This is a genomic window from Erwinia sp. ErVv1, assembly GCF_900068895.1.
Taxonomy (GTDB): Bacteria; Pseudomonadota; Gammaproteobacteria; order Enterobacterales; family Enterobacteriaceae; genus Erwinia.
In genome coordinates, this window is record NZ_CDPK01000008.1 from 90,677 (window position 1) to 116,002 (window position 25,326).

The 25,326-nt window shown below is 58.0% G+C and carries 20 protein-coding genes; 9 read left to right on the top strand and 11 right to left on the bottom strand.

Annotated features, from left to right (window positions below; all coding sequences use genetic code 11):
* Positions 1-88 precede the first annotated feature (88 nt).
* Positions 89-913 carry a 2,3,4,5-tetrahydropyridine-2,6-dicarboxylate N-succinyltransferase gene (gene dapD / locus A1830_RS13095; RefSeq protein WP_067706579.1) on the top strand — a complete coding sequence of 275 codons (825 nt, stop codon included), beginning with the start codon at positions 89-91 and terminating at the stop codon, positions 911-913.
* 318 nt (positions 914-1,231) lie between these two features.
* On the top strand, positions 1,232-1,624 hold the full coding sequence (locus A1830_RS13100; protein WP_067706582.1) for a DUF3461 family protein: 393 nt from the start codon (positions 1,232-1,234) through the stop codon (positions 1,622-1,624).
* 146 nt (positions 1,625-1,770) lie between these two features.
* Here the strand turns inward: A1830_RS13100 and A1830_RS13105 are convergent, their stop codons facing one another.
* From A1830_RS13105 to dgt, 3 genes are all read right to left on the bottom strand, one after another.
* Entirely contained in the window at positions 1,771-2,928 is a 1,158-nt protein-coding gene (locus tag A1830_RS13105; RefSeq protein WP_067706585.1) for a CdaR family transcriptional regulator, read from the bottom strand.
* 457 nt (positions 2,929-3,385) lie between these two features.
* On the bottom strand, positions 3,386-4,816 hold the full coding sequence (degP, locus tag A1830_RS13110) for a serine endoprotease DegP (RefSeq protein WP_067706588.1): 1,431 nt from the start codon (positions 4,814-4,816) through the stop codon (positions 3,386-3,388).
* Positions 4,817-4,963: 147 nt separating this feature from the next.
* Positions 4,964-6,469, bottom strand: a complete 1,506-nt coding sequence (dgt, locus tag A1830_RS13115) for a dGTPase (protein ID WP_067706591.1) — start codon at positions 6,467-6,469, stop codon at positions 4,964-4,966.
* A 127-nt stretch (positions 6,470-6,596) separates the two neighbouring features.
* On the opposite strand from dgt, the gene mtnN reads away from it, so the two are divergent.
* The 3 genes from mtnN to A1830_RS13130 all read left to right on the top strand — a co-directional run bounded on the left by mtnN (position 6,597) and on the right by A1830_RS13130 (position 8,480).
* Positions 6,597-7,295 carry a 5'-methylthioadenosine/S-adenosylhomocysteine nucleosidase gene (mtnN, locus tag A1830_RS13120; RefSeq protein ID WP_067706918.1) on the top strand — a complete coding sequence of 233 codons (699 nt, stop codon included), beginning with the start codon at positions 6,597-6,599 and terminating at the stop codon, positions 7,293-7,295.
* Entirely contained in the window at positions 7,288-8,085 is a 798-nt protein-coding gene (btuF, locus tag A1830_RS13125) for a vitamin B12 ABC transporter substrate-binding protein BtuF (protein WP_067706595.1), read from the top strand. Before mtnN ends, btuF begins: the two co-directional genes overlap by 8 nt.
* Positions 8,086-8,228: 143 nt before the next feature.
* Entirely contained in the window at positions 8,229-8,480 is a 252-nt protein-coding gene (locus A1830_RS13130; RefSeq protein WP_067706597.1) for a hypothetical protein, read from the top strand.
* A gap of 62 nt (positions 8,481-8,542) precedes the next feature.
* Here the strand turns inward: A1830_RS13130 and erpA are convergent, their stop codons facing one another.
* A complete protein-coding gene (gene erpA, locus A1830_RS13135; RefSeq protein WP_067706600.1) occupies positions 8,543-8,887 on the bottom strand; it encodes an iron-sulfur cluster insertion protein ErpA in 345 nt (114 codons plus the stop codon).
* A 90-nt stretch (positions 8,888-8,977) separates the two neighbouring features.
* A complete protein-coding gene (clcA, locus tag A1830_RS13140) occupies positions 8,978-10,414 on the bottom strand; it encodes a H(+)/Cl(-) exchange transporter ClcA (protein ID WP_067706919.1) in 1,437 nt (478 codons plus the stop codon).
* A 166-nt stretch (positions 10,415-10,580) separates the two neighbouring features.
* Here clcA and hemL point away from each other — a divergent pair, with 166 nt between their 5' ends.
* The gene (gene hemL, locus A1830_RS13145) at positions 10,581-11,864 is read left to right on the top strand and encodes a glutamate-1-semialdehyde 2,1-aminomutase (protein WP_067706603.1); all 1,284 of its coding nucleotides are present in this window, start codon (positions 10,581-10,583) and stop codon (positions 11,862-11,864) included.
* A 189-nt stretch (positions 11,865-12,053) separates the two neighbouring features.
* Here the strand turns inward: hemL and fhuB are convergent, their stop codons facing one another.
* The 6 genes from fhuB to hrpB form a co-directional block, all read right to left on the bottom strand.
* On the bottom strand, positions 12,054-14,033 hold the full coding sequence (gene fhuB / locus A1830_RS13150; protein WP_067706606.1) for a Fe(3+)-hydroxamate ABC transporter permease FhuB: 1,980 nt from the start codon (positions 14,031-14,033) through the stop codon (positions 12,054-12,056).
* Positions 14,030-14,911: a Fe(3+)-hydroxamate ABC transporter substrate-binding protein FhuD gene (gene fhuD, locus A1830_RS13155; protein ID WP_067706611.1), complete on the bottom strand. Its 882-nt coding sequence runs from the start codon at positions 14,909-14,911 to the stop codon at positions 14,030-14,032. Before fhuD ends, fhuB begins: the two co-directional genes overlap by 4 nt.
* 14 nt (positions 14,912-14,925) lie before the next feature.
* Positions 14,926-15,720, bottom strand: coding sequence for a Fe3+-hydroxamate ABC transporter ATP-binding protein FhuC (fhuC, locus tag A1830_RS13160; protein WP_067706615.1), 795 nt, complete (start codon positions 15,718-15,720; stop codon positions 14,926-14,928).
* A gap of 50 nt (positions 15,721-15,770) precedes the next feature.
* The gene (fhuA, locus tag A1830_RS13165; protein ID WP_067706619.1) at positions 15,771-17,957 is read right to left on the bottom strand and encodes a ferrichrome porin FhuA; all 2,187 of its coding nucleotides are present in this window, start codon (positions 17,955-17,957) and stop codon (positions 15,771-15,773) included.
* 280 nt (positions 17,958-18,237) lie between these two features.
* Positions 18,238-20,778: a bifunctional glycosyl transferase/transpeptidase gene (mrcB, locus tag A1830_RS13170; protein ID WP_067706623.1), complete on the bottom strand. Its 2,541-nt coding sequence runs from the start codon at positions 20,776-20,778 to the stop codon at positions 18,238-18,240.
* A gap of 106 nt (positions 20,779-20,884) precedes the next feature.
* Positions 20,885-23,326 (bottom strand): ATP-dependent helicase HrpB, encoded by a 2,442-nt coding sequence (hrpB, locus tag A1830_RS13175; protein ID WP_067706626.1) that lies wholly within the window; start codon positions 23,324-23,326, stop codon positions 20,885-20,887.
* Between the two features lie 76 nt (positions 23,327-23,402).
* Between hrpB and thpR the strand changes: the two genes are divergently transcribed.
* The 3 genes from thpR to dksA all read left to right on the top strand — a co-directional run bounded on the left by thpR (position 23,403) and on the right by dksA (position 25,280).
* Positions 23,403-23,942 (top strand): RNA 2',3'-cyclic phosphodiesterase, encoded by a 540-nt coding sequence (thpR, locus tag A1830_RS13180; RefSeq protein ID WP_067706629.1) that lies wholly within the window; start codon positions 23,403-23,405, stop codon positions 23,940-23,942.
* Positions 23,939-24,643 carry a DNA/RNA nuclease SfsA gene (gene sfsA / locus A1830_RS13185; protein ID WP_067706634.1) on the top strand — a complete coding sequence of 235 codons (705 nt, stop codon included), beginning with the start codon at positions 23,939-23,941 and terminating at the stop codon, positions 24,641-24,643. Before thpR ends, sfsA begins: the two co-directional genes overlap by 4 nt.
* A 181-nt stretch (positions 24,644-24,824) precedes the next feature.
* Entirely contained in the window at positions 24,825-25,280 is a 456-nt protein-coding gene (gene dksA / locus A1830_RS13190; protein WP_034937242.1) for an RNA polymerase-binding protein DksA, read from the top strand.
* The last annotated feature ends 46 nt before the right edge of the window (positions 25,281-25,326 follow it).

Here is a 25,326-nt window from a genome sequence, read left to right on the forward strand (position 1 = left end):
CAGCGATCGGTGCAGACTGGCTGCTGACCTGAACGGGCGGTCATCTCCCCCGCTCCTGACGATGATTTGACACAGGAAATTTTGATTAATGCAACAATTACAGAGTGTTATTGAAAGCGCCTTTGAGCGCCGTGCCGAGCTGACGCCTGCCAGCGCCGATACCGTTACCCGCGAAGCGGTGAATCAGGTGATCGCCCTGCTGGACAGCGGCGCCCTGCGCGTATCCGAGAAAATCGCCGGTGAGTGGGTAACGCATCAGTGGCTGAAAAAAGCGGTGCTGCTCTCTTTCCGCATCAATGATAATCAGGTGATTGAGGGTGCTGAGAGTCGTTTTTACGACAAAGTGCCGATGAAGTTTGCCGACTATGATGACGCGCGCTTTAAAAAAGAGGGCTTCCGCGTCGTGCCCCCTGCTGCGGTACGTCAGGGGGCCTATATCGCCCGCAATACCGTACTGATGCCTTCTTATGTCAATATTGGCGCTTACGTCGATGAAGGCTCAATGGTGGATACCTGGGCGACCGTTGGATCCTGCGCGCAGATCGGTAAAAATGTGCACCTTTCCGGCGGCGTAGGCATCGGCGGCGTACTGGAACCTCTCCAGGCTAATCCAACCATTATCGAAGATAACTGCTTCATCGGCGCGCGTTCAGAAATCGTGGAAGGCGTGATTGTTGAGGAAGGTGCGGTCATTTCGATGGGCGTTTATATCGGCCAGAGCACTAAAATTTACGATCGTGAAACCGGCGAAGTCCATTACGGTCGCGTCCCTGCGGGATCGGTGGTGGTGTCGGGCAACCTGCCGTCGAAAGATGGTCGCTACAGCCTCTACTGTGCCGTGATTGTGAAAAAGGTTGATGAAAAAACCCGTGGCAAAGTGGGCATTAACGAACTGCTGCGCACCATCGACTAATCTTCTTCGGGCCACATTCCGTGGCCCGTAAACTATATTTTACACCCCCCTTCTCTAAACCTTTTTCCTACCGTGAATAATCGGATGCTATTGCGCAACAACTAAGCGATAATCCGCGCCGTTAAGCGCACAGGCGCTCCCCGACCGCTTTTTAGATTTTCACATATACTCACAAGTACGGGAGGAGCGAGCCGGGCAAAACCTGATTCACTGCTTAGCTTTTCTCACCGACACAGCCTGCGTGAGAATGGCGGATACCGGGCAGTCCAGCATTGCAGCGCAGCCAAAACTCTTATCTCCCGAACAGGAAACGTGACCATGTATGACAATTTAAAAGGCCTGGGTATCAGTAATCCCGACGATATCGATCGCTACAGCCTGCGCCAGGAAGCCAGCAACGATATTCTGAAAATCTATTTCCGCAAAGATCGCGGCGAGTTCTTCGCCAAAAGTGTCAAATTTAAATATCCGCGCCAGCGTAAAACCGTCGTCGCCGATAACGTCAGCCAGGGTTACAAAGAAATTCAGGAAATCAGCCCCAATCTGCGTTACGTCATTGATGAGCTAGATCAGATCTGCCAGCGCGATCAGGTCGAAGTCGATCTGAAACGTAAAATTCTGGAAGACCTGCGTCATCTGGACCACGTGGTGACGAATAAGATTGCTGAAATCGAATCCGATCTGGAAAAACTGACTCGTAGCGGTCGTTAATTTCCCCCTCCGGGCAAACCGATCTGTCGGTATGCCCGATGCCAGTCCTCAGCCAGGATCGAGCCTGCTTATCCCGCAATAACGCCACGTGCCTGGCTGCGTTCAGGCTTCCTCATCCAGCTGTAGTGCTTCGGGCCAGAGTGCGTTCAGGCTTCCTCATCCAGCTGTAGCGCCACGTAGAGCAGCAGCCTGTCATCGAAATGACTTAGATTCAGCCCGGTCAGCTCCGACACCCGGTTAAGCCGGTATTCCAGCGTATTTCGATGAATAAACAGTGCTTTTGCCGTAGCGGAAGGCTGAACATCATGGCTAAACCACGCGCTGAGGGTGCGCAGCAGCAGGCCGTTATTATCCATTGCCTTAAGCTTCATCAGGGGCCGCGACAGCTCGCTGGCCTGCCATCCTCCGCGCAGGCTGTCGAGCAGCACCGGCAGCATCAGATCCTGATAAAAATAGCGTCGCTGTTCGGGCATCCGCTGCTTGCCAACCAGCATGGTGGTACGCGCCGTGCGGTAAGAGCGCGCAATACTGCCGGGGCCGGTAAAAAAGTTCCCCAGGGCAATGCGGATGCGCAGATGCCCGTTCTCTTTCATTCGCGACAGCAGCAGATCCACGCGTTTACGATGATCCCCGGCGTCATAGCGCCCATGGGTGTTAAGCGCGGGCTTTAACACCACCATCTCCGTCAGCGAGACGATGGCGATCAGGTTGTCGCGTTCGGGCGTTGTCAGCAAGGTCTGGAGCTGTTGCAGCTCAGACATGGCGCTGTCCACGCCGAGCTGGCCGCTGTCCACTTCCACCACCGCGACGACGCGCGGCTGGTCTAAATCGATCCCGAGTCGCTGTGCCCACTCCGTCAGCGCAGGCGAAAGCGTTTCACTGCGGATCAGGTTTAACACCAGCTCCTCACGCAGCCTGCTGTCCTGTGCCAGGATATGCAGCAGACGCGCCTGCTCAAGCATCATTTCAGCGGTCATACAGACCAGCTCACCGTAATGTCGCAGGCTGGCCGGTTCCCCGGTCAGACCGATGACGCCGACGATATCACCGGCAATGCGCATCGGCAGATTAATCCCCGGACGCACCCCATGTAGGTGCTTCGCTACCGCGTCGTCTATATCCACAACCCTTGCCTGCGACAGCGCCAGCAACGCACCTTCGTGCAATTCGCCAATACGCTCATGGTCGCCACTGCCGATAATTCTGCCACGTGCATCCATCACATTGACGTTGCTATCAATAATCTGCATCGTGCGGGCGACAATCTTCTGCGCCAGCCGTGCATCGAGATGACTGGTGGACATGAATCACTCCTGAATAACCCTGGATAAGCCAGCATAACGGGCAGATCCCGGCCTGCCATTGTGCAACTGCCCTAAGTGCAGCGCCTTATATGAAAATTGCGGCAAGGTTCACAAATGAGCGACGAAGAAGGCCGCCGGAGCCGGGGCGCAGTAATGTCAGGTATGGCGGATGTGTCAGGTATTGCAGATGTGCCAGCTATTGCAGATACGCCGGGTATTGCAGATTTGCCAGGTATTGCATATGCGCCGGGTATCGCGGATGTATCAGGTATTGCAGAGGTATCAGATATTGCAAAGGTATCAGATATTGCAAAGGTATCAGGTATTGCAGATGTGCCTGGTATCACGGGCACGTCAGGAGAGTATATTGAACGTAAAACAGGTGCCGGTTGGTCACCGGCACCTGCCTGCTGGCGCTATTACGCGCCGTTCTTCAGCGCATTTTTCGTGCCGCCACCTACTGCATTAGCAGGTAGATCGAACTGTCACCGCGTTGAATGTTCAGCGCCAGTACGGAAGGCTTGGTGTCGAGGATTTTACGCAGCTCGCCCAGGTTAGCAATGGCCTGCTGGTTAACACCCAGGATAACATCATCCTTCTTCAAACCAATATTCGCCGCGGCTGAACCTGGCTTAACGCTGTCGACCTTCACGCCTTTCACCCCTTTGGCCTCGAAGTTGCTCAGGTCTGCGCCTTCAATTCCGGTATAAATATTGCCGGAATCGACCTTAGTCTGCGTGCTCTGCTGGAGCTCAACGTTAACCGTCAGCGGCTTACCGTCACGGATCAGGCCCAGGGTCATTTTCGTGCCAACCGGCAGCGATCCAATCTGCGCGCGCAGGGCCGCAAAGCTGGAAATAGCCTTACCGTTGATGTTAACCACCACATCGCCTGCCTTCACGCCCGCCTTCGCAGCAGAAGAGTTAGCCAGCACCTGGCTGACAAACGCGCCGCGCTGAGCATCAACCTTCATCGCTTTAGCCAGCTCGGAGTTCAGCTCGGTGCCCATAATGCCCAGCTCACCGCGTTTCACCTGGCCATATTCGACCATCTGCGCCGTCAGGTTTTTCACCATATCGGAGGGGATAGCAAAGCCGATACCAATGTTGCCGCCGTCCGGTGCCAGAATCGCGGTATTAATGCCGATCAGCTCACCGTTAAGGTTGACCAGCGCGCCGCCGGAGTTGCCCCGGTTGATCGCCGCATCGGTCTGAATAAAGTTTTCATAGTTTTCGACGTTTAAGCCGCTACGCCCCAGCGCTGAAACGATCCCGGAGGTAACGGTTTCACCCAGGCCATAAGGGTTACCAATCGCGACGGTGTAGTCGCCGACGCGCAGATCGTCAGAGTCGGCCATTTTGATCGCGGTAAGATTTTTCGCATCTTTAAGCTGAATAAGCGCAATATCGGAGCGGGGATCTTTACCGATGACTTTTGCATCATACCGACGACCATCGCTGAGCTGGACCTGAATTTTAGTCGCATTATCGACCACATGGTTATTGGTCACCACATAGCCTTTGGCGGCATCAATCACCACGCCCGATCCCAGCGCCCGGAATTTTTCCTGCTGAGTATCTGCGCCGCCCTGATCCTGACCTCCTCCCTGACAGACGGGGGAGTTCTGGAAGGGTGAACCATCCTGACAGAACGGCGAGTTACCGCCAAAGAACTGCTGGAACTGCTGCGGCAAACGCGGCGTACGAACGGTGGTGCTCCCTTCAACATTAATACTCACCACCGAAGGCATCACTTTTTCTAACATCGGTGCCAGGCTCGGAAGCTGCTGGTTAGAAGAAGAAGCGGTTTCTGCCGCGGAGGCAGTCAGCGGGGTCATCGCCATTCCCAGGCTCAGAGCCAACGCGCCAGCTAAAATAGTTTTTTTCATGCGTCTTTTCTCTATGTGTCCAATAATGCAACCATTGCTGTGGTCGAGTTGGTAAGATTCAATTATTATCGCTAAGTTCATGTATAAGTTTCAGCTAAAGGTAAAAATTTATTCTCTGGCTTTACAAAACTTAAAGGCCCGTCGTTATTATTCGACGGCCATTAAACGACGATACTCATCCCAGGCATACAGATCGGTCATGCCGCTTACGTAATCCTGAAGCATACGCGCCCGATAATAATATTCCCAAATGGCAATATCATTGGCCCGCATATCCAGACGACCGACGGCTTCACTATAGGCAAGCCGAAAGCGCGTCGACAGTTTATGGAAAAGACGTGTTTCAATAGGAAAGTGTTTTAGGTAGTCTTTTTCCATCAGCTCGGAAAATTCCTCCCTGCTGAGCGCTAAGAGCGGGCGATAAATATCCAGCAGGCCGCTAATGACACGGTATCCCTGTAGCTCAAGCTGCTCGACGTCAGGATGGTTAAATACATGACTGAAGGCGACTTTTTTGAAGATTTCCAATAACTGATGCTGGGGACTGCCATCCTCCAGGAGCGCCGCATTAAATTCACCGCTAAAGACCGCCGACATATTATCGATAAAGCGGCTGGCGGTATGCGGCACCAGTCTGGCCACGGTATTCACCCGCAGATACATAAAGAACTGATCCTCACTGCTGCGGCTAAACTGCTGGCTACGGGATTTTTCCAGCGCGCTGGTTACCACCAGCTGAAACAGATCGTTGGGCTGGTGGTCCGGCCAAAGAGCAAACAGGTGTTCATAAAGCTGTTCGACGGTGAAAATCTTTTTCTCCACCGCATCCTCTAAATCCGCCACGCAATAAGAAATATCGTCGGCGGCCTCCATAATATAGGTCAGAGGAAAACGACAGTGAGGCTGAAGATCGAGCTCTTTACGCAGCCGACCGACATACTCCTCTTCTGAAAGATAATAGCCGGGCTTCTTCATCAAATAATCATGCGTGGCGGGTATTTCGCCATTGAACCAGGCCGGGCGGGTATATTTAAATATGCAGCCGACCTGGGCCCAGGTGAGATTCATTTTCAGCAGTGAGTGCACCATGCGGATCGCCTGCGCATTGCCCTCAAAATGTGAAAGGTCCTGGCGGATCTTCGCCCGGAGATCGTTAAATCCATCGGTCTGATAACGCAGCACTTCGGGTTCACAGCGGTCGGCCCGTGCATTATCTGGCCGGTGAGTCGCATCCAGCCGCTGCGTAAACCAGTCATTGATCGCCGATTCGCCGAAGTGTCCGAAAGGCGGGTTACCAATGTCATGCATCAGGCAGGCCATTTCCACGATACTTTCAAATGGCCCGGTCAGCTGTGAAAGACCATATTTCTCCAGCTTATCCAGCTCTTTAAGGCGGGTGAGCACTTCTTTGGCAATATAGCGGCCTACCTGCTGCACCTCCAGAGAGTGGGTCAGACGGGAACGCACCGCCGCATTGCGTTCCAGTGGGAAGACCTGCGTTTTCTGCTGGAGCCGACGAATGGCCGCAGAATTGATAATACGCCCACGATCGCTTTCGAAAATACGTAAAATTTCATGCTCGTCTTTTTGCACCGTCTGGGGATGGTAGCGGCGCTGATAATTAATTTTTTTCCTGAAGTCGATATCGTTCATGCCTGGGTCCCCTTTTTCCACCCGATACCCGCTGGAGGTGCGTTTTGTGGATTATGTCCTGTATCCTGCCATGCTAGACTATGCGCTGAAAAGACAGGAAATTTCCACCACATTAGCGAGTATCTCTATGAAAGCAGGCATTATTGGTGCAATGGAGCAGGAAGTTACCCTGCTGCGCGACAAAATCGAAAACCGTCAGACGCTGACGCTGGCGGGCTGCGAAATTTACACCGGTACGCTGAACGGTGTTGAAGTGGCCCTGCTCAAATCGGGCATTGGCAAGGTTTCTGCTGCAATGGGCACCGCCCTGCTGCTTGAGCGCTGCAAACCTGACTTTATTATTAATACGGGCTCTGCGGGCGGCCTGGCCCCCACGCTGAACGTGGGTGATATTGTGGTGTCTGACGAAGTTCGCTACCACGACGCCGATGTCACCGCCTTTGGCTACGAGCTGGGACAGATGGCGGGCTGCCCGGCGGCCTTCACCGCTGATGCTGCGCTGATTGAAGCCGCAGAAGCCTGCATCAGCCAGCTCGGGCTGAATGCCGTTCGTGGTCTGGTCGTCAGCGGCGATGCTTTTATTAACGGTGCCGGCCCGCTGACGCAGATTCGTACCCACTTTCCAAAAGCCATCGCCGTTGAAATGGAAGCTACCGCCATCGCCCACGTCTGCCACCAGTTTGGCACACCCTTTGTCGTGGTTCGCGCTATCTCTGACGTGGCGGATCGTGAATCCCACGTCAGTTTTGAAGAGTTCCTCTCCGTTGCCGCAGCCCAGTCATCGCTGATGGTTGAAACGCTGCTCACGCACCTGTCGCGTGGCTAACTATCGCGTACTGCTGCTGCTGTGCGGGCTGGTATTCGCCGCAGCGGCGGCTCCGGTGCCGAGGGTTGTAACCCTGGCACCGAATCTGACCGAACTGGCCTTTGCCGCCGGTATTACGCCAGTGGCCGTCAGCACGTATTCCAACTATCCCCCGGCGGCGGCAGGCATTGAGCAGGTTGCCAGCTGGCAGGGAATCAATACCGAACGCATCATTGCACTTAAACCGGATGTAATACTGGCATGGCGCGGCGGCAACCCGCAGCGCCAGGTTGACCAGCTTAGTGCGTTTGGCCTCCGGGTGGAGTGGATTGACCCCGTCAGCCTCGATCAAATTATTGCCACCGTACGCCAGCTAAAGGTCTGGAGCCCGCACCCTGAAAGCGCGGAGCAGGCGGCCTCCCAGCTTGAGCGCCAGCAGGAAAGGCTGCGCCAGCGCTATACGGGGGCGGCGCCCAGGGCCGTCTTTCTGCAGTTTGGCCAGCACCCCCTCTTTACCGCCTCCGGCCATACGTTGCAGAACCACATTCTTTCGCTGTGCGGCGGAGTAAATATCTTTGCTGACAGTCGGGTGGCATGGCCGCAGGTGAGTCGCGAGCAGGTTCTGCTGCGACATCCGGCGGCAATTGTTACCCCAGGAAAAGAAGCGCAGGCAGGGGTGGTTCAGGATTTCTGGCAACCCCAGCTAAACGTGCCAGTGATTGTTATCAATGATGACTGGTTTAGTCGGGCAGGTCCGCGTATTATCCTGGCTGCTCAACAATTATGCAGCAGTCTGCACCCTGAGCGATAAGTGAAGCTTAAAAACGGTATCAGAAACGGTTAAAGCTTCGGTAAATAGAGTCGTTAACATCATAGAGAGCCGGTGAGTATTTTCACTTCCGCGCGCTCCTTTGGGCATAAGCCCTGATTTTTTACACCAGGAAATAAAACATCATGAAAGCCGTTTATCTGGCCCTTGGCCTGATTATGGCTGGTCGCGCCTGCGCTGCATCCATTACCGGCAGCATCGGGGTCAAACTGACCATTTACCCGCAGTGTTACATTGACGGGCAAAGCACGACGCCAGCATCTTCTCGCGCAGTCAACTGTGGTCGGTTACATGACGCACAGCCGAAAGTGACCCAGACCGTTATTTCAACGGAGGCCTCTCAAAGCGGAACAACATTGATGACGGTTGAGTGGTAAATGCAGCAAGGCAAAGAAAGAATATGCCCCGGGAGCAATCTCTCCGGGGCACCAAAGCAGAGTCAGATACTGAAAGAGGAACCACACCCGCAGGTGGTTTTGGCATTGGGGTTAGTCACGATGAATCGCGATCCTTCCAGCCCTTCGGTGTAGTCCACCGATCCCCCCACCAGGTATTGCAGGCTCATCGGATCGACCACCAGTGAAACACCCGATTTCTCGATGGTCATGTCACCGTCATTCACTTTATCGTCAAAGGTGAACCCATACTGAAAGCCGCTGCAGCCGCCACCGGTGATGTAGACCCGCAGCTTCAGCTCAGGATTTTCTTCATCTGAAATCAGATTCTTAACTTTACTGGCCGCTGCGTCGGTAAATTGCAGGGGCAGAGCCATTTCATCACTCATTTAATACTCCAGTATGCATTAAGGCAGGAAGCCTTACAGGTCATAAATCGACCATCATGTGCACCATTATCCAATACACCCGTATAGCAATCAAGTATCAGCCTGTTTACCCGCAGACAGGGTGGCATTCCGTGCGGCCAGTGCGCAATCCTCTTTTTTTTGCTGCCTTTCCAGAATACGCGCCAGCAGCGACGAGTAGAGCGGTTTACCGCCGAGGAACTGAGCCAGCAGCGTGGCGCCCAGGCAGGTGATAATCATGGGTAAGATGAGCTGATAGTTATCGGTCATTTCCAGCACCAGCACGATACCGGTCAGCGGCGCGCGGACGGAGGCGGCAAACAGCGCGCCCATACCGGCTATCGCAAAGGTGCCCGCGTCAAGATGATAAGCAGGAAACAGCGCAGCGCTAACCAGGCCAAACGCCGTTCCCAGCAGCGTACCCAGCGCCAGCATCGGGGCAAAGATACCGCCGGGCGCGCCGGAGCCAAAACAGAGCAGCGTGGTTAGGATACGCGTGATGAAAATAAACAGCAGCATACCCACGGTATAATGCCCCGCCGCCGCAATCGGGATCAGGGCAAACCCGCCGCCAGCCGCCTCGGGTTCAATCATACCCAGCACGCCGCACACGCCTCCCAGCGCAGCCCCAACCCACAACAGCTTGTGCCGACTGTCGCCATACAGCCGCTGGAACAGGGCCTGCGATTTAAAGATTAGCGCGTTAAACAGTACGCCCACTATGCCGAAAATCATCCCCAGCAGCAGGTAAAGCCACAGCGTATTGACCGGCGCGCTGGCCAGTTTGCCGACGTTGATTACCGCCCCTTCGCCGTTGAAAATACGGAAAACCACGCTGGAGGCGATGACGCCAATAAACACCGCTTTGATTGATATTACGCTGTAGCGAAATTGCAGCCGCATCTCTTCAATAATAAACAGGATCCCGGCCAGCGGCGCATTAAAAGCCGCTGCCAGCCCCGCCGCCGCGCCCGTTGCCAGCAGAGAGTGCCGCGCCTCCGCGCTTTTCATGCGGAAAATATCCAGCACCATCCGCCCCAGATTTCCGCCCATTTGTACGGTCGGTCCCTCCCGCCCCAGCACCATCCCAGCCCCCAGCGTGCCCATACCGCCGATAAACTTGACCGGAATAACCCGCCACCAGCGTACGGGTCTCAGCTCTTCAAGCGCTCCCTCTATTTCGGGAATACCGGATCCAGAGGCCTCAGGCGCAAAGCGCTGGACCAGCCAGTAGCCCGCCACGGCCAGCAGCGCCGAGAGAATAAAAGCCAGCGGAAACAGCAGCCAGTGCGCATCAAGGGCGGCCAGCAAAGACAAACGCCGGGTCGTGACCCAGAGGACGGCCTTTTCAAACCCTACCCCCAGCAGGCCAGCCAGCATTCCCACCACGCCGGCGAGAACCAGCACCGCCACCGGTGTTTTATCTCGCTTGAGCAGTAGGCGAAGAAAGTCGCCGCGTCGGGCGGGAACGGAGGACAACGTATCGGTAGAAGGGGACGCTGAGTTCATAGGGGTTACAATGTGTTCTAACAGAGGGGATATCATACTCAGCATCCGTGCAATGTCTTATGAAAAATCAGCAGCGTTGCGCATTAACGCGCGTCTTATCTTTTAACCCGCCGCCATGTTCCTTAGAATGGCGGGGTTTTCTTAGCAAATCCTCAGGAGCGGAACCATGAGTAAGTCTGAAAATTTGTATGCTCAGGCACAGCAACTAATTCCCGGCGGCGTTAACTCGCCGGTACGCGCCTTTACCGGCGTTGGCGGTGTACCGCTCTTTATCGAACACGCTGACGGTGCAAGGCTGTACGACGCCGACGGTAAAGCTTATATCGACTATGTCGGTTCATGGGGGCCGATGGTACTCGGCCATAACCACCCCGCCATCCGTGATGCGGTCATCGAAGCCGCAGGACGTGGGCTGAGCTTCGGCGCACCGACCGAGATGGAAGTAAAAATGGCACAGCTGGTAACCGACCTGGTACCCACCATGGATATGGTCAGAATGGTCAACTCCGGTACGGAAGCGACCATGAGCGCCATTCGCCTGGCGCGCGGTTTTACCGGCCGCGATAAGATCATCAAGTTTGAAGGCTGCTATCACGGCCACGCCGACTGCCTGCTGGTGAAAGCGGGATCCGGCGCACTGACGCTGGGCCAGCCTAATTCACCGGGTGTTCCCGCTGATTTTGCCAAACATACCCTGACCTGCACCTATAACGATCTGGACTCGGTACGCGCGGCTTTTGAGCAGTATCCCCATGAGGTAGCCTGTATTATCGTTGAGCCGGTTGCGGGCAACATGAACTGCGTGCCGCCGCTGCCTGACTTCCTGCCGGGCCTGCGCGCCCTGTGTGACGAGTTTGGCGCGCTGTTTATCATTGATGAAGTGATGACCGGCTTCCGCGTGGCGCTGGCCGGTGCGCAGGCTCACTACGGCGTGGTGCCCGATCTGACCTGCCTGGGTAAAATCATCGGCGGCGGAATGCCGGTCGGTGCCTTCGGCGGGCGCCGCGAGGTGATGGATGCGCTGGCACCTGTCGGTCCGGTCTATCAGGCAGGTACGCTTTCCGGTAACCCCATCGCCATGGCCGCCGGATTCGCCTGCCTGAGCGAAATCGCTAAACCCGGCGCTCATGACAGACTGACGGCGCTGACCGACCAGCTGGCAGAAGGCCTGCTTGCTGCGGCAAAAGCAGAAAACATCCCGCTGGTGGTCAACCATGTCGGCGGTATGTTTGGCCTGTTCTTTACCTCAGCAGATACCGTCACCCGCTATCAGGACGTGATGGAGTGCGATGTGGAGCGTTTTAAAACGTTCTTCCATCTGATGCTTGAAGAGGGTGTGTATCTGGCTCCTTCCGCCTTTGAAGCGGGCTTTATGTCGCTGGCGCACACCCAGCAGGATATCCAGTTCACCGTCGACGCCGCGCGTCGCTGCTTCGCGAAGCTGGCCTGAATCACCCTGTCTCCCGGATCGCAAATGCGAATGACGCATCCGGCATCGGGAGAATCCGCGTAACCCTCCGGCTTCCCTGACGGGAAGCCAACGCGAAAAAGCCTGCCCGGGAGACCGGCGCAGGCCCACGCCCACGCCCACGCCCACGCCCACGCCTGCTGGCGTAAATCATCCTGTCCGCACTCCTGTTTACATTTTCCGCAGCAGATACACAAAGTAAGGCGCACCGATAAAGGTCGCCAGCAGTCCCGCCGGGATCTGGTCGGGGAATGCCACCATGCGACCACACCAGTCCGCTATCACCATCAGCCCACCGCCCAGCAGCGCTGACATCACCTGCTGGGGCAAGGTACGGCGGAAGCCAAGCATCCGCGCAATGTGCGGTGCCATCAGCCCCACAAAGCTCAGCGGTCCAATCGTCAGCGTGGCGGCCGCAGTCAGCGCTGCCGCCAGCAGCAGCAACAGCAGCCGGGAGGATTTCAGCGCCATACCCAGCGAACGGGCCGTCTCGCCGCCCAGCGGCAGAATGGTTAGCCAGCGGCGGCAGAGCGGAACCAGTGCCAGCAGCAGCGCGGCGGTGACGGCCGTACGCCACGCCTGGAGGGCATCAACGTGATAGGTTGAGCCAGAGATCCAGGTCATCAGCTGGGCCATACGCGGATCGCCGCTGGCCATCAATAGCAGCAGCAGCGTACCAAAGGCGGTACTCAGCGCCATCCCCGCCAGCAGCATACGTTCCGGTGAGAACCCCCCTCTTCCGCTGGCGAGGGTGATAACCAGCAGCGTCCCGGCCGCGCCCAGCGTACCCGCTGGCAGCAGCCAGCCAAAGGCATCACCGGGCACGATAAACAGCATGACCACCACGCCAAACGCCGCGCCCGAGCTGATGCCCAACACTTCCGGGCTGGCCATCGGGTTGCCGGTCAGCCGCTGAACGATGCACCCGGCTACGCCCAGCATCATGCCGGTCGCCAGCGCCGCAGACAGTCGCGGCAGTCGCCAGGGCAGCAGCTGATCCCACAGCTGGCCCGTCGCCCACTGCCAGCTATGGGCGTCGCGTCCCAGGCTCAGCGCCAGGGTCGCCAGCAGCAGCAGCGCCACCCCGCCCACTGCCGCCCACAGCAGCACGCGATGCCGCTCACGGGTCAGCCCTTCCCGCTGGCTGGCCGCAGACGGCACCGAGGTGGTGCGCAGGCGGGGCAGCAGCCAGAGCAGCAGCGGTGAACCGATAATCGCCGTCGCCGTGCCGGTTGACACCTCCCGCCAGTTATCGGTCAGCCAGATAACCGCCTGGTCGGCCAGCCAGAGCAGCAGCATCCCAATCAGCGGGGCCAGCAGCATACGGCTGAGCAGTCGCCGTGCGCCAAGCATCTTCGCCAGCAGCGGGGCAAACAGGCCAATAAAGCCAATAATCCCGGCGGCGTTCACCAGCTGGGCGCTGAGAATAATCGCCAGCGCCAGCACGCCCATCCGGGCAGCCGACAGCGCCAGCCCGAGATTTTTAGCGACGCCATCATCCAGCCCCATCAGCATCATCGGGCGCAGCAGCAGCAGGGAGAGCAGGAAACCCACCAGCAGCTTTGGCCAGAGGAAGATAACGCTTTGCCAGTCCATCTGGTTAAGGGTGCCGGTACTCCATAAAAACATCCCCTGCAGACGATCGTGGTTAAACAGCCCGAGCAGCTGATTCACCGCCCCGCAGTAGAGCGACAGGACCAGCCCGGCCAGGATCAGCGTTACCGGGGAAAGTCGTTTTCCCCAGGCGATACCGAATACGATCAGCCCCACGATAATCGCCCCGCTCATGGCGGCGATCTGCTGGGTAGCCAGCCCGCCCGGCAGGCTCCACAGCGTCACCACCGTCAGGCCCAGCTGTGCGCCGGTTGCGACGCCCAGCGTGGTGGGCTCCGCCAGCGGATTACGCAGCACCTGCTGAAACAGCAGCCCCACCAGCCCAAGACCGGCCCCCACCAGCAGCGACATCGCCAGGCGCGGCAGCAGGCTGTAGTGGAACACCATCTGCGTGACGCTATCGATATCGGGGGCAGTGAGCGCCCTCAGCCACTGGTCGCGGGGCAGATGCTGACCAAAGTTATAAAAAGTCAGCATCGCGGCCAGCGCAAATAACAGCGTCAGCAGGGTCACCGGGAAGCGAAAGGTGGCGTTCATGATGTCCCCAGCGCGCGTTCAAGCGTTTGACAGAAGCGCATCGCAGACAGCGTTGCACCATAGAACCAGACCTGCGGCACGCGCTGGAAGCGATTCTCACGCACGAAGGGCATCGACTGCCAGAGCGGTGTCGAGGTGACCTGCTGCATAAGCGATTCATTTTCATGATCGAAGCAGATCGCCTCTACATTATGCATGGTCGCCAGGCGTTCGATACCAATAACCGCGCTGCCCCAGAAGTTGGTTTCCCCCTGCCAGGCGTTATCAATTCCCAGCGCGTTCATCACCTCGAGAAACAGGCTGCCTTTCCCGAAAACCAGCGCGTGGCGGGAATCAAGAATGGACATCAGCAGCAGCGGCCTTTTCGCGCGGTGAGCCAGCCGCGTTTTAGCCCCGGCCACGTAAGCGTCGTACTGTGCCAGATGGGCTTTCGCCTGCGGCACGCGGCCTAATCGCCCGGCCAGCTGCATCAGGGAGTTGCGCGCCATGCTCAGGGGTTTCCCGCTGGCATCGCTGAAAGGAAAGCCCATCGAGGGGGCAATCCGATCGATTTTGTCCTGCGCCGGGCCATAGCCCGAGGAGAAAAGGATCAGGGAGGGTTTCATCTGGATAATGAGCTCCAGATTAGGTTCAGTACGCAGGCCGACATCGACCGTGGATGCCGGTAGCGCAGGCTGGCCGACCCACTGCTGATAGTTGAAAATTTCAGCCGCGCCCATCGGTGCCACGCCCAGTGCCAGCAGCAGCTCGGCGGGCAGCCATTCAAGCGTAATAATGCGGCTGACATCAATGTCCTGTGCCGCCTGGCTTTGCAGCGCGGGCAGCAGGGGTGAAAGCGCCATCGCCATCAGCAGGCGGCGGCGAAAAAGATCCGGCATGACGTCTCAATCCCTCAGTATACAAAGCTCACCGGCGCACCGCCGTGAGGATGAGGCAAAATCCCCATGGGGATGCCGTAAATGCGCCCAAGTGATTCCGCCTGCATAATCGCTGCGGCATCTCCCTGGGCGATCATTTCCCCTTCCCGCAGCGCCACCAGCCAGTCGCTGTAGCGGGCGGCAATATTAATATCATGGAGAATTGCAATGACCGTCAGGCCGCGCTCGTGGCTCAGCCGCTGGATCAGCGCCAGCACTTCAACCTGGTGCGCAATATCCAGCGCCGAGGTCGGTTCATCCAGCAACAGGCAGCGGCTATTCTGCGCCACCAGCATGGCGATCCAGGCCCGCTGACGCTCTCCCCCGGAGAGGCTGTCAACCAGCCGCTTAGCAAACTCGTCCAGCCCGACCAGCGCAATTGCCTCATCAACCCGATCGCAATCCTCCGAGCCAAAACGGCCCAGCGCACCGTGCCACGGATATCGCCCCATCGCCACCAGCTCGCGCACCGTCATCCCTTCTGCGGACGGCAGCTGCTGCGGGAGATAGGCTACCTCACGGGCAAAGGCTTTCCCCTTCCATTCTGACACCGGCCGATCGTTGAGCAATACCCGGCCTGCGGTGGCCGCGTGGTGCCTGCCAAGCAGCTTCAGCAGCGTCGATTTGCCCGAGCCGTTGTGACCTATCAGCCCGCAGACTTTCCCGGCAGGGAAGGTCAGGGATAGCGGCTGCAACAGCGTACGGCCAGGAACGGTAAAAGAGGCGTTATCAAGCGAGAAGGTAGTTTCAGTTGCATGCAGATGAGACATAGCGGTCTTCTGATTGGTGGGCGCAGCAGAGCCGCGCCCGGGTGCAAAGATTAGAAACGGAAGGTTGCCGTGCCGACGATCTCACGTTCAGCGCCCCAGTAGCAGGCGTAGTCGCGGTAGCAGCTGGCAACGTAGTTACGATTAAACAGATTACTCACGTTAACGCCAATTGACGAGCCCGGCATGCCAAAGCGGCCCAGATCGTATTTAACCAGCGCATCCACCGTGGTGTAGCTCGCCACGGTAAAGTTCTCATTAGTACTGCTGTACAGGCTTTTGCTCTCACCAATATAGCGCACGCCTGCGCCCAGGGTCAGCCCGGAGAGCGCGGTTTCATGCAAGGTATAGTCTGCCCACAGGGAGGCCATATTTTTCGGCACTTCAACCGGCGTCTTGCCCTTCAGCAGAGTATCGTGAGTATATTCTGCATCGGTATAGGTGTAGGCCGCCGTCACGTTGACGTTTTCGTTGACCGCCGCTTTGGCCTCCAGCTCTACGCCGCGCGAGCGAATTTCACCGCCCTGCACGCTGAAGTTAAGATTGCGCGGATCGGCAGTCAGGTTTTTGGTTTTGGTCAGCTGATAGACCGCACCGGTTAGCACCAGGGGGCGATCTTTCGGCACATATTTCACTCCGGCCTCATACTGTTTGGCGCGGGAAGGATCGAACGTCGCGCCGTCCAGGGTGCTGCCCGCGGTCGGAATAAAGGATTCGCTGTAGCTAAAGTAAGGGGCGATGCCGTTGTCGTAAACGTAGTTAAGCCCGCCGCGCCAGGTAAACGCCTGATCGTGGTTTTTTGCCAGGCTGTCGCCGCTGCGGTTGTAAGCAGAGGTCATCGCGTAGTCGTAGCGTCCGCCCAGGGTCAATACCCAGCGATTCCACTCCATCTGATCCTGAGTATACAGGCCGGTCTGTTCCTGCTTGTTCAGATAGTGATAGGGAAACAGCGAACCGGGCACCATTTGATCGCTGCCATACTGCGGATTCAGCGCGCTGAGCGAGGTCGCCGAGCCGAAACCGGCGTTGATATCGTTGCGGGTGCGCTGATAGTCGACGCCCATCAGCAGCGTATGATCCACCTGCCCGGTGGCAAACTTCGCCTGCAGCTGGTTATCGACGGCAAACTGATTCAGTTTTTCCTCAGAGACGGCGTAGCCACGCGAAATGGTATTGGTGCTGCTGTCTAAACCGCTGCCGTAAATGCTGCGATAATTCGTGCGCAGATCGGCATAGCGCAGATTCTGCCGCACGGTCCAGGTATCGTCGAAGCTGTGCGAAAAGTTATAGCCAATCATTTTGGTGTTGCGGGAGATCTTGTTGCTGGCTTCGCCCTCATCAAAATCCCGGCCCAGCTTATGCTGATTGCCATTCGCATCGACGATCGGCACGACCGTACCCTGACGCGGCAGCCAGCCGTAGTAGCCGGTTTGTGGTTCGTTCTGGAAATAGGTCAGCAGGGTAAAATTGGTTTTATCATCCGGCTGCCAGCTAAAGGAAGGCGCGATGGTGTAGCGTTTTTCCTTCTGCATGTCCTGCTGCGCATCCTGGCTGCGGGCCAGGCCGGTCAGGCGGTATGAGTAGACGCCCGCATCATCAATAGCGCCACCGAAATCAAAGCCGGTAGAGAAACGGTTATCGGTACCCATCTGGAACTGCACTTCGCGCAGGGTTTCGGTGGTCGGACGCTTGCTGACCAGCGACACCACCCCGCCCGGGTTACTTTTTCCATACAGAACCGACACCGGCCCGCGCAGCAGCTCGGCGCGCTCCAGGAAGTAAGGATCGATGGCGAACTCAGAGTAGTTATCGCCCTGTAATTTCAGGCCATCCAGATACTGGTTAGTGTTGGTTTCACTAAAACCACGGATGGAGAGCGCATCTATCACGTCGGAGCTGCCGCGGTTGCCCGTCAGCACGCCCGGCGTGTAGTTGAAGGCGCTTTTTACCGTGGTGACGTTATGCAGCGCCATCTCTTCCTGAGTGACGACGGAAACCGACTGCGGATTTTTTTCAATCGGCGTATCGGTTTTGGTGCCGGTCGCGCTGCGCTTAGCCGCGATGGTAGGTGCAGGCCCCCAGGCGCTCTCCTGCTGCGGCGGTGCCGCGCTGGCGTCGACGGTAAGGGTCTGCTCGGCCGCGAAGGCGGAAGAGGATGAAACCGCCAGCGTCACCAGGACGGCCAGTCGGCGTTTAGAGGTATTGAATAATGAAGAAGGAAGCAAAAATTCGGTCGCCATTGTGCTTTTCTCTGGATGTAATAAGTTAAATGCAAACGTAAACGATAATTATTATTATAACGATTGGATAATATGCGAAACGGCAGAATCCGCGCAAGCGAAAATCATCAACATTTCTGCCGCCTGAGGGGGAAAGTAACCGGAGTTTATTTGGGGTAAAAGGGAGTGTCGGTGCTCTTCTGGTACTAACGCGCTTTTTTCACCTTACTTACACTCTTTACAGTCAAAGCAAAAAAAAACCGGCCCCCTGAGGGACCGGTTTTCAGCGACGGGGCCGGGGTTATTTACCAAACATATCCTTGATCCATCCCGCCACGCCGTTGCTGTCCTTCTGCTCACCCTGCTGCTGTCCGCCTTGCTGCTGTCCGCCCTGCTGCTGCTCATTCTGCTGCTGCAACTGCTGCTGCTGCTGCACCTGCTGAGCCTGCTGCTGGCAAAGCGCGTTGGCATCGGTGGTCCACACTGGCAGCGTGCGCCAGCTGCTGCTGCCGGAGCCGCAGACGAAGTTACCGGCGGAATCGACGTTCATCGGTGCGATATCCTCCGGCGGCGTAGCCATCAGCGGCATCGGTGCCTGATTATCCAGGTAGCGACGGTAGATCTGCATTGCACCGCTGGCACCGTACAGCTTCGTCGGCTGGTTATTATCACGGCCAATCCAGGTGATCGCCACTTCCTTGCCGTCAACGCCAGCGAACCAGCTGTCTATCTGGTTGTTGGTGGTCCCGGTCTTCCCGGCCAGATGGGCCTTCGGATAGCGGGCACCCAGCGCGCGCGCCGTACCGTGGTCAACAACCTGCTGCATCGCATAGAGCGTCAGCCAGGCTGCCTGCGCAGGCACCACGCGTTCGGCCTGCGGGAAGCTCTGGTAGAGTACCGTCCCGTCTTCCGCAATCACCGATCGCAGCGCGGAGAGCGAAGCACGATTACCGCCGCTGGCGATGGTCTGGAACGCCTGGGCCACTTCAATCGGCGTCAGGTTCAGTGCTCCCAGCAGCATCGCGGGAACCGGCTGGAGCTGATCTTTCGGCACGCCCAGTTTGGTCCAGGTATCCACCACCTGCGGCAGGCCCAGGGTCATCCCCAGATTCACCGTCGGCACGTTCATCGAGTTGGTTAACGCGTCCACCAGCATTACCTGACCGCTAAAGCGGCGGTCGTCGTTCTGCGGTTTCCAGATCTGCCCGTTAGGCTGCTTCAGCGCGATAGGATTATCGGCAATCCAGCTGTTCAGACGGTATTTATCGGGCTGGCTGAGCGCCGTCAGGTAGGTAGCAGGCTTAGCCAGTGAACCGATGGATCGACGGGCCTGTAGCGCACGGTTATAGCCGGCGTACTGCGGATCCGCATCGCCCACCAGAGCACGCACTTCGCCGCTAAAGCGATCGACAACCACCATGGCGGTTTGCAGGTCGTTAATACCCCGCTGTTTACGCAGCGCCGGGATCCCCTCTTCCACCGCTTTTTCCGCCGTATCCTGCGAGACAGGATCCAGCGTGGTGAAGATTTTCACGCCTGACAGGTCTTTAACCTTATCACCCAGCTTCGCCTGCAGCTCGTTACGTACCATCTGCATAAAGGCAGGCTGCGGCGTAATCACTCCGCCCTTCGGCTGGACGCCCAGCGGACGGGCGCTCAGCATATCGTACAGCTCTTGATCGATAACCTTCTGCTGCTGTAGCAGACGCAGCACCAGGTTACGGCGCTCCAGCGCCAGCTTCGGATTTCGCCACGGATTATAGAGCGACGCCCCCTTCACCATGCCCACCAGCAGCGCCTGCTGATCGAGGCTCAGCTCATCGACCGGGCGGCCAAAGTAGTAGAGGCTGGCCAGCGGGAAGCCGCGGATCTGATCGTTGCCGGCCTGACCGAGATAGACTTCATTCAGGTACAGCTCAAGAATGCGATCTTTGCCGTAGCGCGCATCCATGATCAGGGCCATATAGGCTTCGTTAGCCTTACGCCACAGCGATCGCTCGTTGGTCAGGAACAGGTTTTTCACCAGCTGCTGCGTCAGCGTACTGCCGCCCTGTACCGCACGTCCGGCGGTGATGTTGGCGAGGAAGGCGCGGCCAATCGAGTAGAAGCTGATGCCATCATGCTGATAGAAATGGCGGTCTTCTGTCGCGACCAGGGTATCCACCAGTAAATCGGGGAAGCCGGCGCGCGGCACAAACAGGCGCTGCTCGCCGTTGGGGGATTGCAGCATGGTGATCAGGCGCGGATCGAGGCGGAAGAAGCCAAAATCACGGCCGCTGTCGAGGTTCTTGATCTCAGACAGGGTGTCATTGCTGAAGCTCAGACGCGCGCGGATCTGCCCCTCTTTACTGTCCGGGAAATCGAACGGGCGGCGGATCATCTCAATGCTGTTAGCCTGCACGGTAAACTCGCCGGGCCGCGTCATGCGCGTCACCTCGCGGTACTGTGTGCCTTCCAGCAGGGCGATCATCTCTTTTTTATTGTAAGACATGCCCGGCTCAAGGCTGACCATACGGCCATAGACCGTGGCGGGCAGCTGCCAGACTTTGCCGTCAATGCGGCTGCGGATTTGCGAATCGAGGTAAACCCCGTAGGCCGCCATCAGCACGATAAAGATCAGCAGCAGCTTGATCAACAGGCTTAGCCAGCCCCTTTTTTTCCGCGATGGACGCCCTTTTCCTTTACGTGGCACCGGTTTTATCTCCTCGTCTTCATTGTCATCGTCCTGAAAATCATCGTATTCATCATGTTCATCATCCCTGCGGCGACCTCTGCCCGCCGTCTTGCGCGGAGGTTTGGGCTGTTTGCCTTTGCGCCCAATGGGTTCGCGATCGTCAGACATCTGTTTCTTTTCTCCAGGGGTAGCCGTCGGCCAGGCCGACTACTCTGTTATGACTCAACTCGCTTCGGAACGGGAACCTTCCGAAATGCCTGCCTGCGCGCCACCGTCAGGAGGGCGCAGAGTATTTTTTGCTGCGCCGCGTCGGCGCTGCCGTTGCCGGGTCGTCCGGCCAGACGTGTTTAGGGTAGCGACCCTTCATCTCTTTCTGTACCTCGCGCCAGGCACCCTGCCAGAACGCGGCCAGGTCGCGGGTGATCTGCAACGGTCGCTGCGCGGGTGAGAGCAGTTCCAGCACCAGCGGAATACGGCCCCCGGCCACGCACGGATTCTGCGCTTCGCCAAACATTTCCTGCAGGCGAACCGCCAGCGCCGGCGGATTCTCTTCGTCGTAGCGAATCGGCAGCCGACTTCCGGTGGGCACAGTGTAGTGAGTTGGCAGAGCAGTATCCAGTTGCTGACGCTGTGACCATGTGAGTAATTGTAATAAAGCGCTGGCGGCGTTAATTTGTCGCAGCCCTTTTGCGTCCCGCACGCCGCTCATCATCGGCAGCAGCCAGCGTTCAAGTCCTGCCAGCAGGCTGGCCTCATCGGCGGCAGGCCACCCCTCTTCCGGTAGCCAGCGGGCGGCACACACCAGCCGGATCCGCAGCTGTTCTGCCTGCGGCGTCCAGTTGAGCACCGACAGCCCTTTAATGCGGATCCAACGCAGCATCGCCGGATGCAGATCCGCTTCATCGGGCTTATTCAGCGGCTGTGCCCTGAGGACCAGCTCACCGATCTGCTCCCGCTGCCAGGCACGCAGCGTGCCGCGCTGTTCATCCCACTCCACCTCGGTACGCTGTTCCACCAGGCCGGGACGCTGCTTAATCAGCCGCTCAGGCTCAACCGGCATCGCCTGGAGGATGCGGGCGGAGGTGCCGGTACTGCCCTGCAACAGACCCGGCGCAATCAGCCATTCATAGCGGTTAAGGGCATCCGTACCCTCGAGCATGGCCCCGCTGCCGTTCGCCAGCTGATAGCGTCCGGCCTCGCCCCGTCGGCGCGCTACCCGATCCGGGAAAGCCCCGGCGAGCAGAGGCGCAATTTTGTCGCTGTCCGGCTGACCGCTGGTCAGATTCAGACGCTTTTGCAGCTGTTTAGCCCGCGCCAGCCAGTTTGGCTGACGGCGGTGGAAGCTGTCGCGGAGATCGCTACTGCCGCGCGCGGGCTCTTCCAGCATTGCCACCAGCAGCGCAGCCGTAGCTACGCTGTCGGCATCGCTGCCCGCATCGGCCAGCATCGCGCTCAGCCGGGGGTCCGCGCCGGTCTGGGCCATACGCCGCCCTTTTGCGCTGAGCTGCCCGCTGGCATCCGTGGCGCCCAGCAACCGCAGCAGCCGCACGGCCTGCTGTATACCACTTTCCGGCGGGCGATCCAGCCACTGGAGCTGGCCGGCATCGCGGCAGCCCCACTGCAATATTTCCAGCCACAGGGAGGCCAGATCCGCATGCAGGATCTCCGCGTCAGCGTGGCTGGCGGCGCGCTCTGCCTGCTCTTTCGCAATCAGATGCAGGCAGATACCCGGCTCCAGACGCCCCGCACGCCCGGCGCGCTGGGTCATTGAGGCCTGGCTCACGCGCTGCGTTTGCAGACGCGTTAGCCCGCTGCGTGCATCAAATATCGCCGTGCGCTCCAGCGCGCTGTCGACCACCAGCCGGATCCCCTCAATGGTCAGGCTGGTTTCCGCAATATTGGTCGCCAGCACCACTTTGCGGCGGCCCGCGGGGGCGGGAAGGATCGCTTTGCGCTGTTCAGCGAGCGGCAGCGCACCGTAGAGCGGGCAGAGATCGACATCCGAGGCAACCTGTGTAGAGAGCTGCGTGAGCACGCGCTGGATCTCGCCAACGCCCGGCAGGAAAAGCAGCAGGGAACCGTGCTCCTCGCGCAACAGCTGACTAACCTGACGCGCCACGGCGTCTTCCATCCGCAGATGCGACGGCAGCGTGGCGTAGCGTCGTTCGACCGGAAAAGCGCGCCCCTCTGAAGCGATAGCCGGGGCATCCGGCAGCAGCGCCTGGAGACGGGCATTATCCAGCGTGGCCGACATCAGCAATATTTTCAGATCGTCCCGCAGCCCCTGCTGCACGTCCAGCAGCAGCGCCAGCGCCAAATCCCCTTGCAGGCTTCGCTCGTGAAACTCGTCGAGGATCACCAGCGAAACGCCCTCCAGCAGGGGATCCTGTTGCAGCATTCGGGTGAGGATGCCCTCCGTCACCACTTCCAGACGGGTGGTTGGCCCCACGCGGCTCTCCGAGCGCATCCGGTAGCCAATGGTTTCCCCCGGCTGCTGGTTAAGCTGTTCAGCCAGCCGCTGAGCCACGTTACGCGCCGCCAGCCGACGCGGCTCCAGCAGCAGGATGCGTCCGCTGAAGTTAGCCTGTTGCAGGATCTGTAGCGGCAGCCAGGTCGATTTCCCGGCCCCGGTAGGGGCGGCAAGCAGTACCTGGGGCGAGTGGCGCAGCGCTTCAAGCAGCTCAGGTAAAACGGCACTGACCGGGTATGAACTCACTTTTGGCTCCATAACGTAGTGGTCTGAATCAGCCGGGCATTGTAGCATTCCTGCTTATGGAATACCGGAGAGCACCATGAGTGAGCAAAAAAAGCTGTTTTTTGGCATCAGCCTGCCGGAAGAGAGCAGGCAGAGCATCATTCAGTGGCGGGCCAATACCTTTGTCGACGGCGTGGGTCGCCCGGTGGCCGCGGCTAATTTGCACCTGACGCTGGCCTTTTTAGGCGAGGTCAGTGAAGAGAAATCCCGCGCGCTACAGCGGCTGGCGAGCCGCATCCGTCAGGCACCCTTTACGCTGACGCTGGATGATGCCGGACACTGGCCGCGATCGGGCGTGGTGTGGCTTGGTCCCAAACGGTCACCGCGCGGGCTGCTACAGCTGGCCGAACTGCTGCGGTCGCAGGCGGCGCGTAGCGGATGCCATCAGAGCACAATGCCCTTTCATCCGCACGTCACCCTGCTGCGCCAGGCTACCCAGCCCTTATCGCTGCCGCCACGCAATTTTAGCTGGCCGTTTCGCGTGGAACGCTTCACGCTGTTTCAGTCCATTTATGCGAAAGGCCGCACGCGCTATAGCGAAGTTGCCGCCTGGGCGCTGTCACAGGAAGAGAAATGAACTATACCCCCGCCCTGCGTCCGGCGACGTTGATTAAACGCTATAAGCGCTTTCTGGCCGACGTGGTCACCCCGGAAGGAACGGAAATGACGCTGCACTGCGCCAATACCGGCGCGATGACCGGCTGCGCCACGCCGGGCGACCGGGTGTGGTACTCCACCTCGGACAGCCTGACGCGAAAATATCCCCACAGCTGGGAGCTGACGGAAACGCAGCGAGGCGACTGGATCTGCGTAAATACCCTGCGCGCCAACACCCTGGTCAGGGAGGCGCTGGAGGCGCAGCTGATTCCAGAATTATCCGGTTACACCAGCCTGCGCGCTGAGGTGAAATACGGCGACGAAAAGAGTCGTATTGATTTCCTGTTGCAGGCAGACAGTCGGGTAAACTGCTATATTGAAGTCAAATCCGTGACGCTGCTGGAGCAGGGTAAAGGGTATTTCCCGGATGCGGTCACCGAGCGCGGTCAGAAGCATCTTCGTGAACTCACGAAGATCGCCGAAAATGGTGCGCGCGCGGTGTTATTTTTTGCCGTTTTGCACTCGGGGATTGAGGACGTTTCCCCCGCACGTCATATTGATGTGCGCTACGCAGAACTACTGGCACAGGCACAGCAGAGCGGTGTTGAGGTGCTATATTATAAGGCGCAGCTGTCGCCCACCGGCATAGGGTTAAAAAAGGCCATTGCGGTGGGGTCATAAACCAGAGGTCAATTGACTGTTATTAAATTACTTCTGGCGCGCGCCAGATACGCTTTTCCTCACAGCCTTGTCAAGGCATGTTCAGGAATAATTGCTAACCTCAATCGCTTCTGTTATTTATAGCGACCTGTTTTTTTCCCCAAGTGGGGATCGATAGTGCGTGTTATCCAGGAGAAGCAACATGCAAGAAGGGCAAACCCGTAAAACCTCGTCTCTGAGTATTCTCGCCATCGCTGGGGTGGAGCCTTATCAGGAGAAACCGGGCGAAGAGTACATGAATGAAGCCCAGCTGGAGCATTTCAAGAAGATCCTTGAAGCCTGGCGCAACCAGCTTCGGGATGAAGTTGACCGTACGGTTTCTCATATGCAGGACGAAGCCGCCAACTTCCCCGATCCGGTCGATCGCGCTGCTCAGGAAGAGGAATTCAGCCTTGAACTGCGTAACCGTGACCGCGAGCGCAAGCTGATCAAAAAGATCGAGAAGACGCTCAAGAAAGTAGAAGATGACGATTTCGGCTACTGTGAATCCTGTGGCGTTGAAATCGGTATTCGTCGCCTTGAAGCGCGTCCTACCGCCGATCTCTGTATCGACTGTAAAACGCTGGCAGAAATCCGCGAAAAACAAATGGCCGGTTAATGGCCGCAAGACTGTGCAGTGAAGCTGGCCCTGCGGCCACTTCACT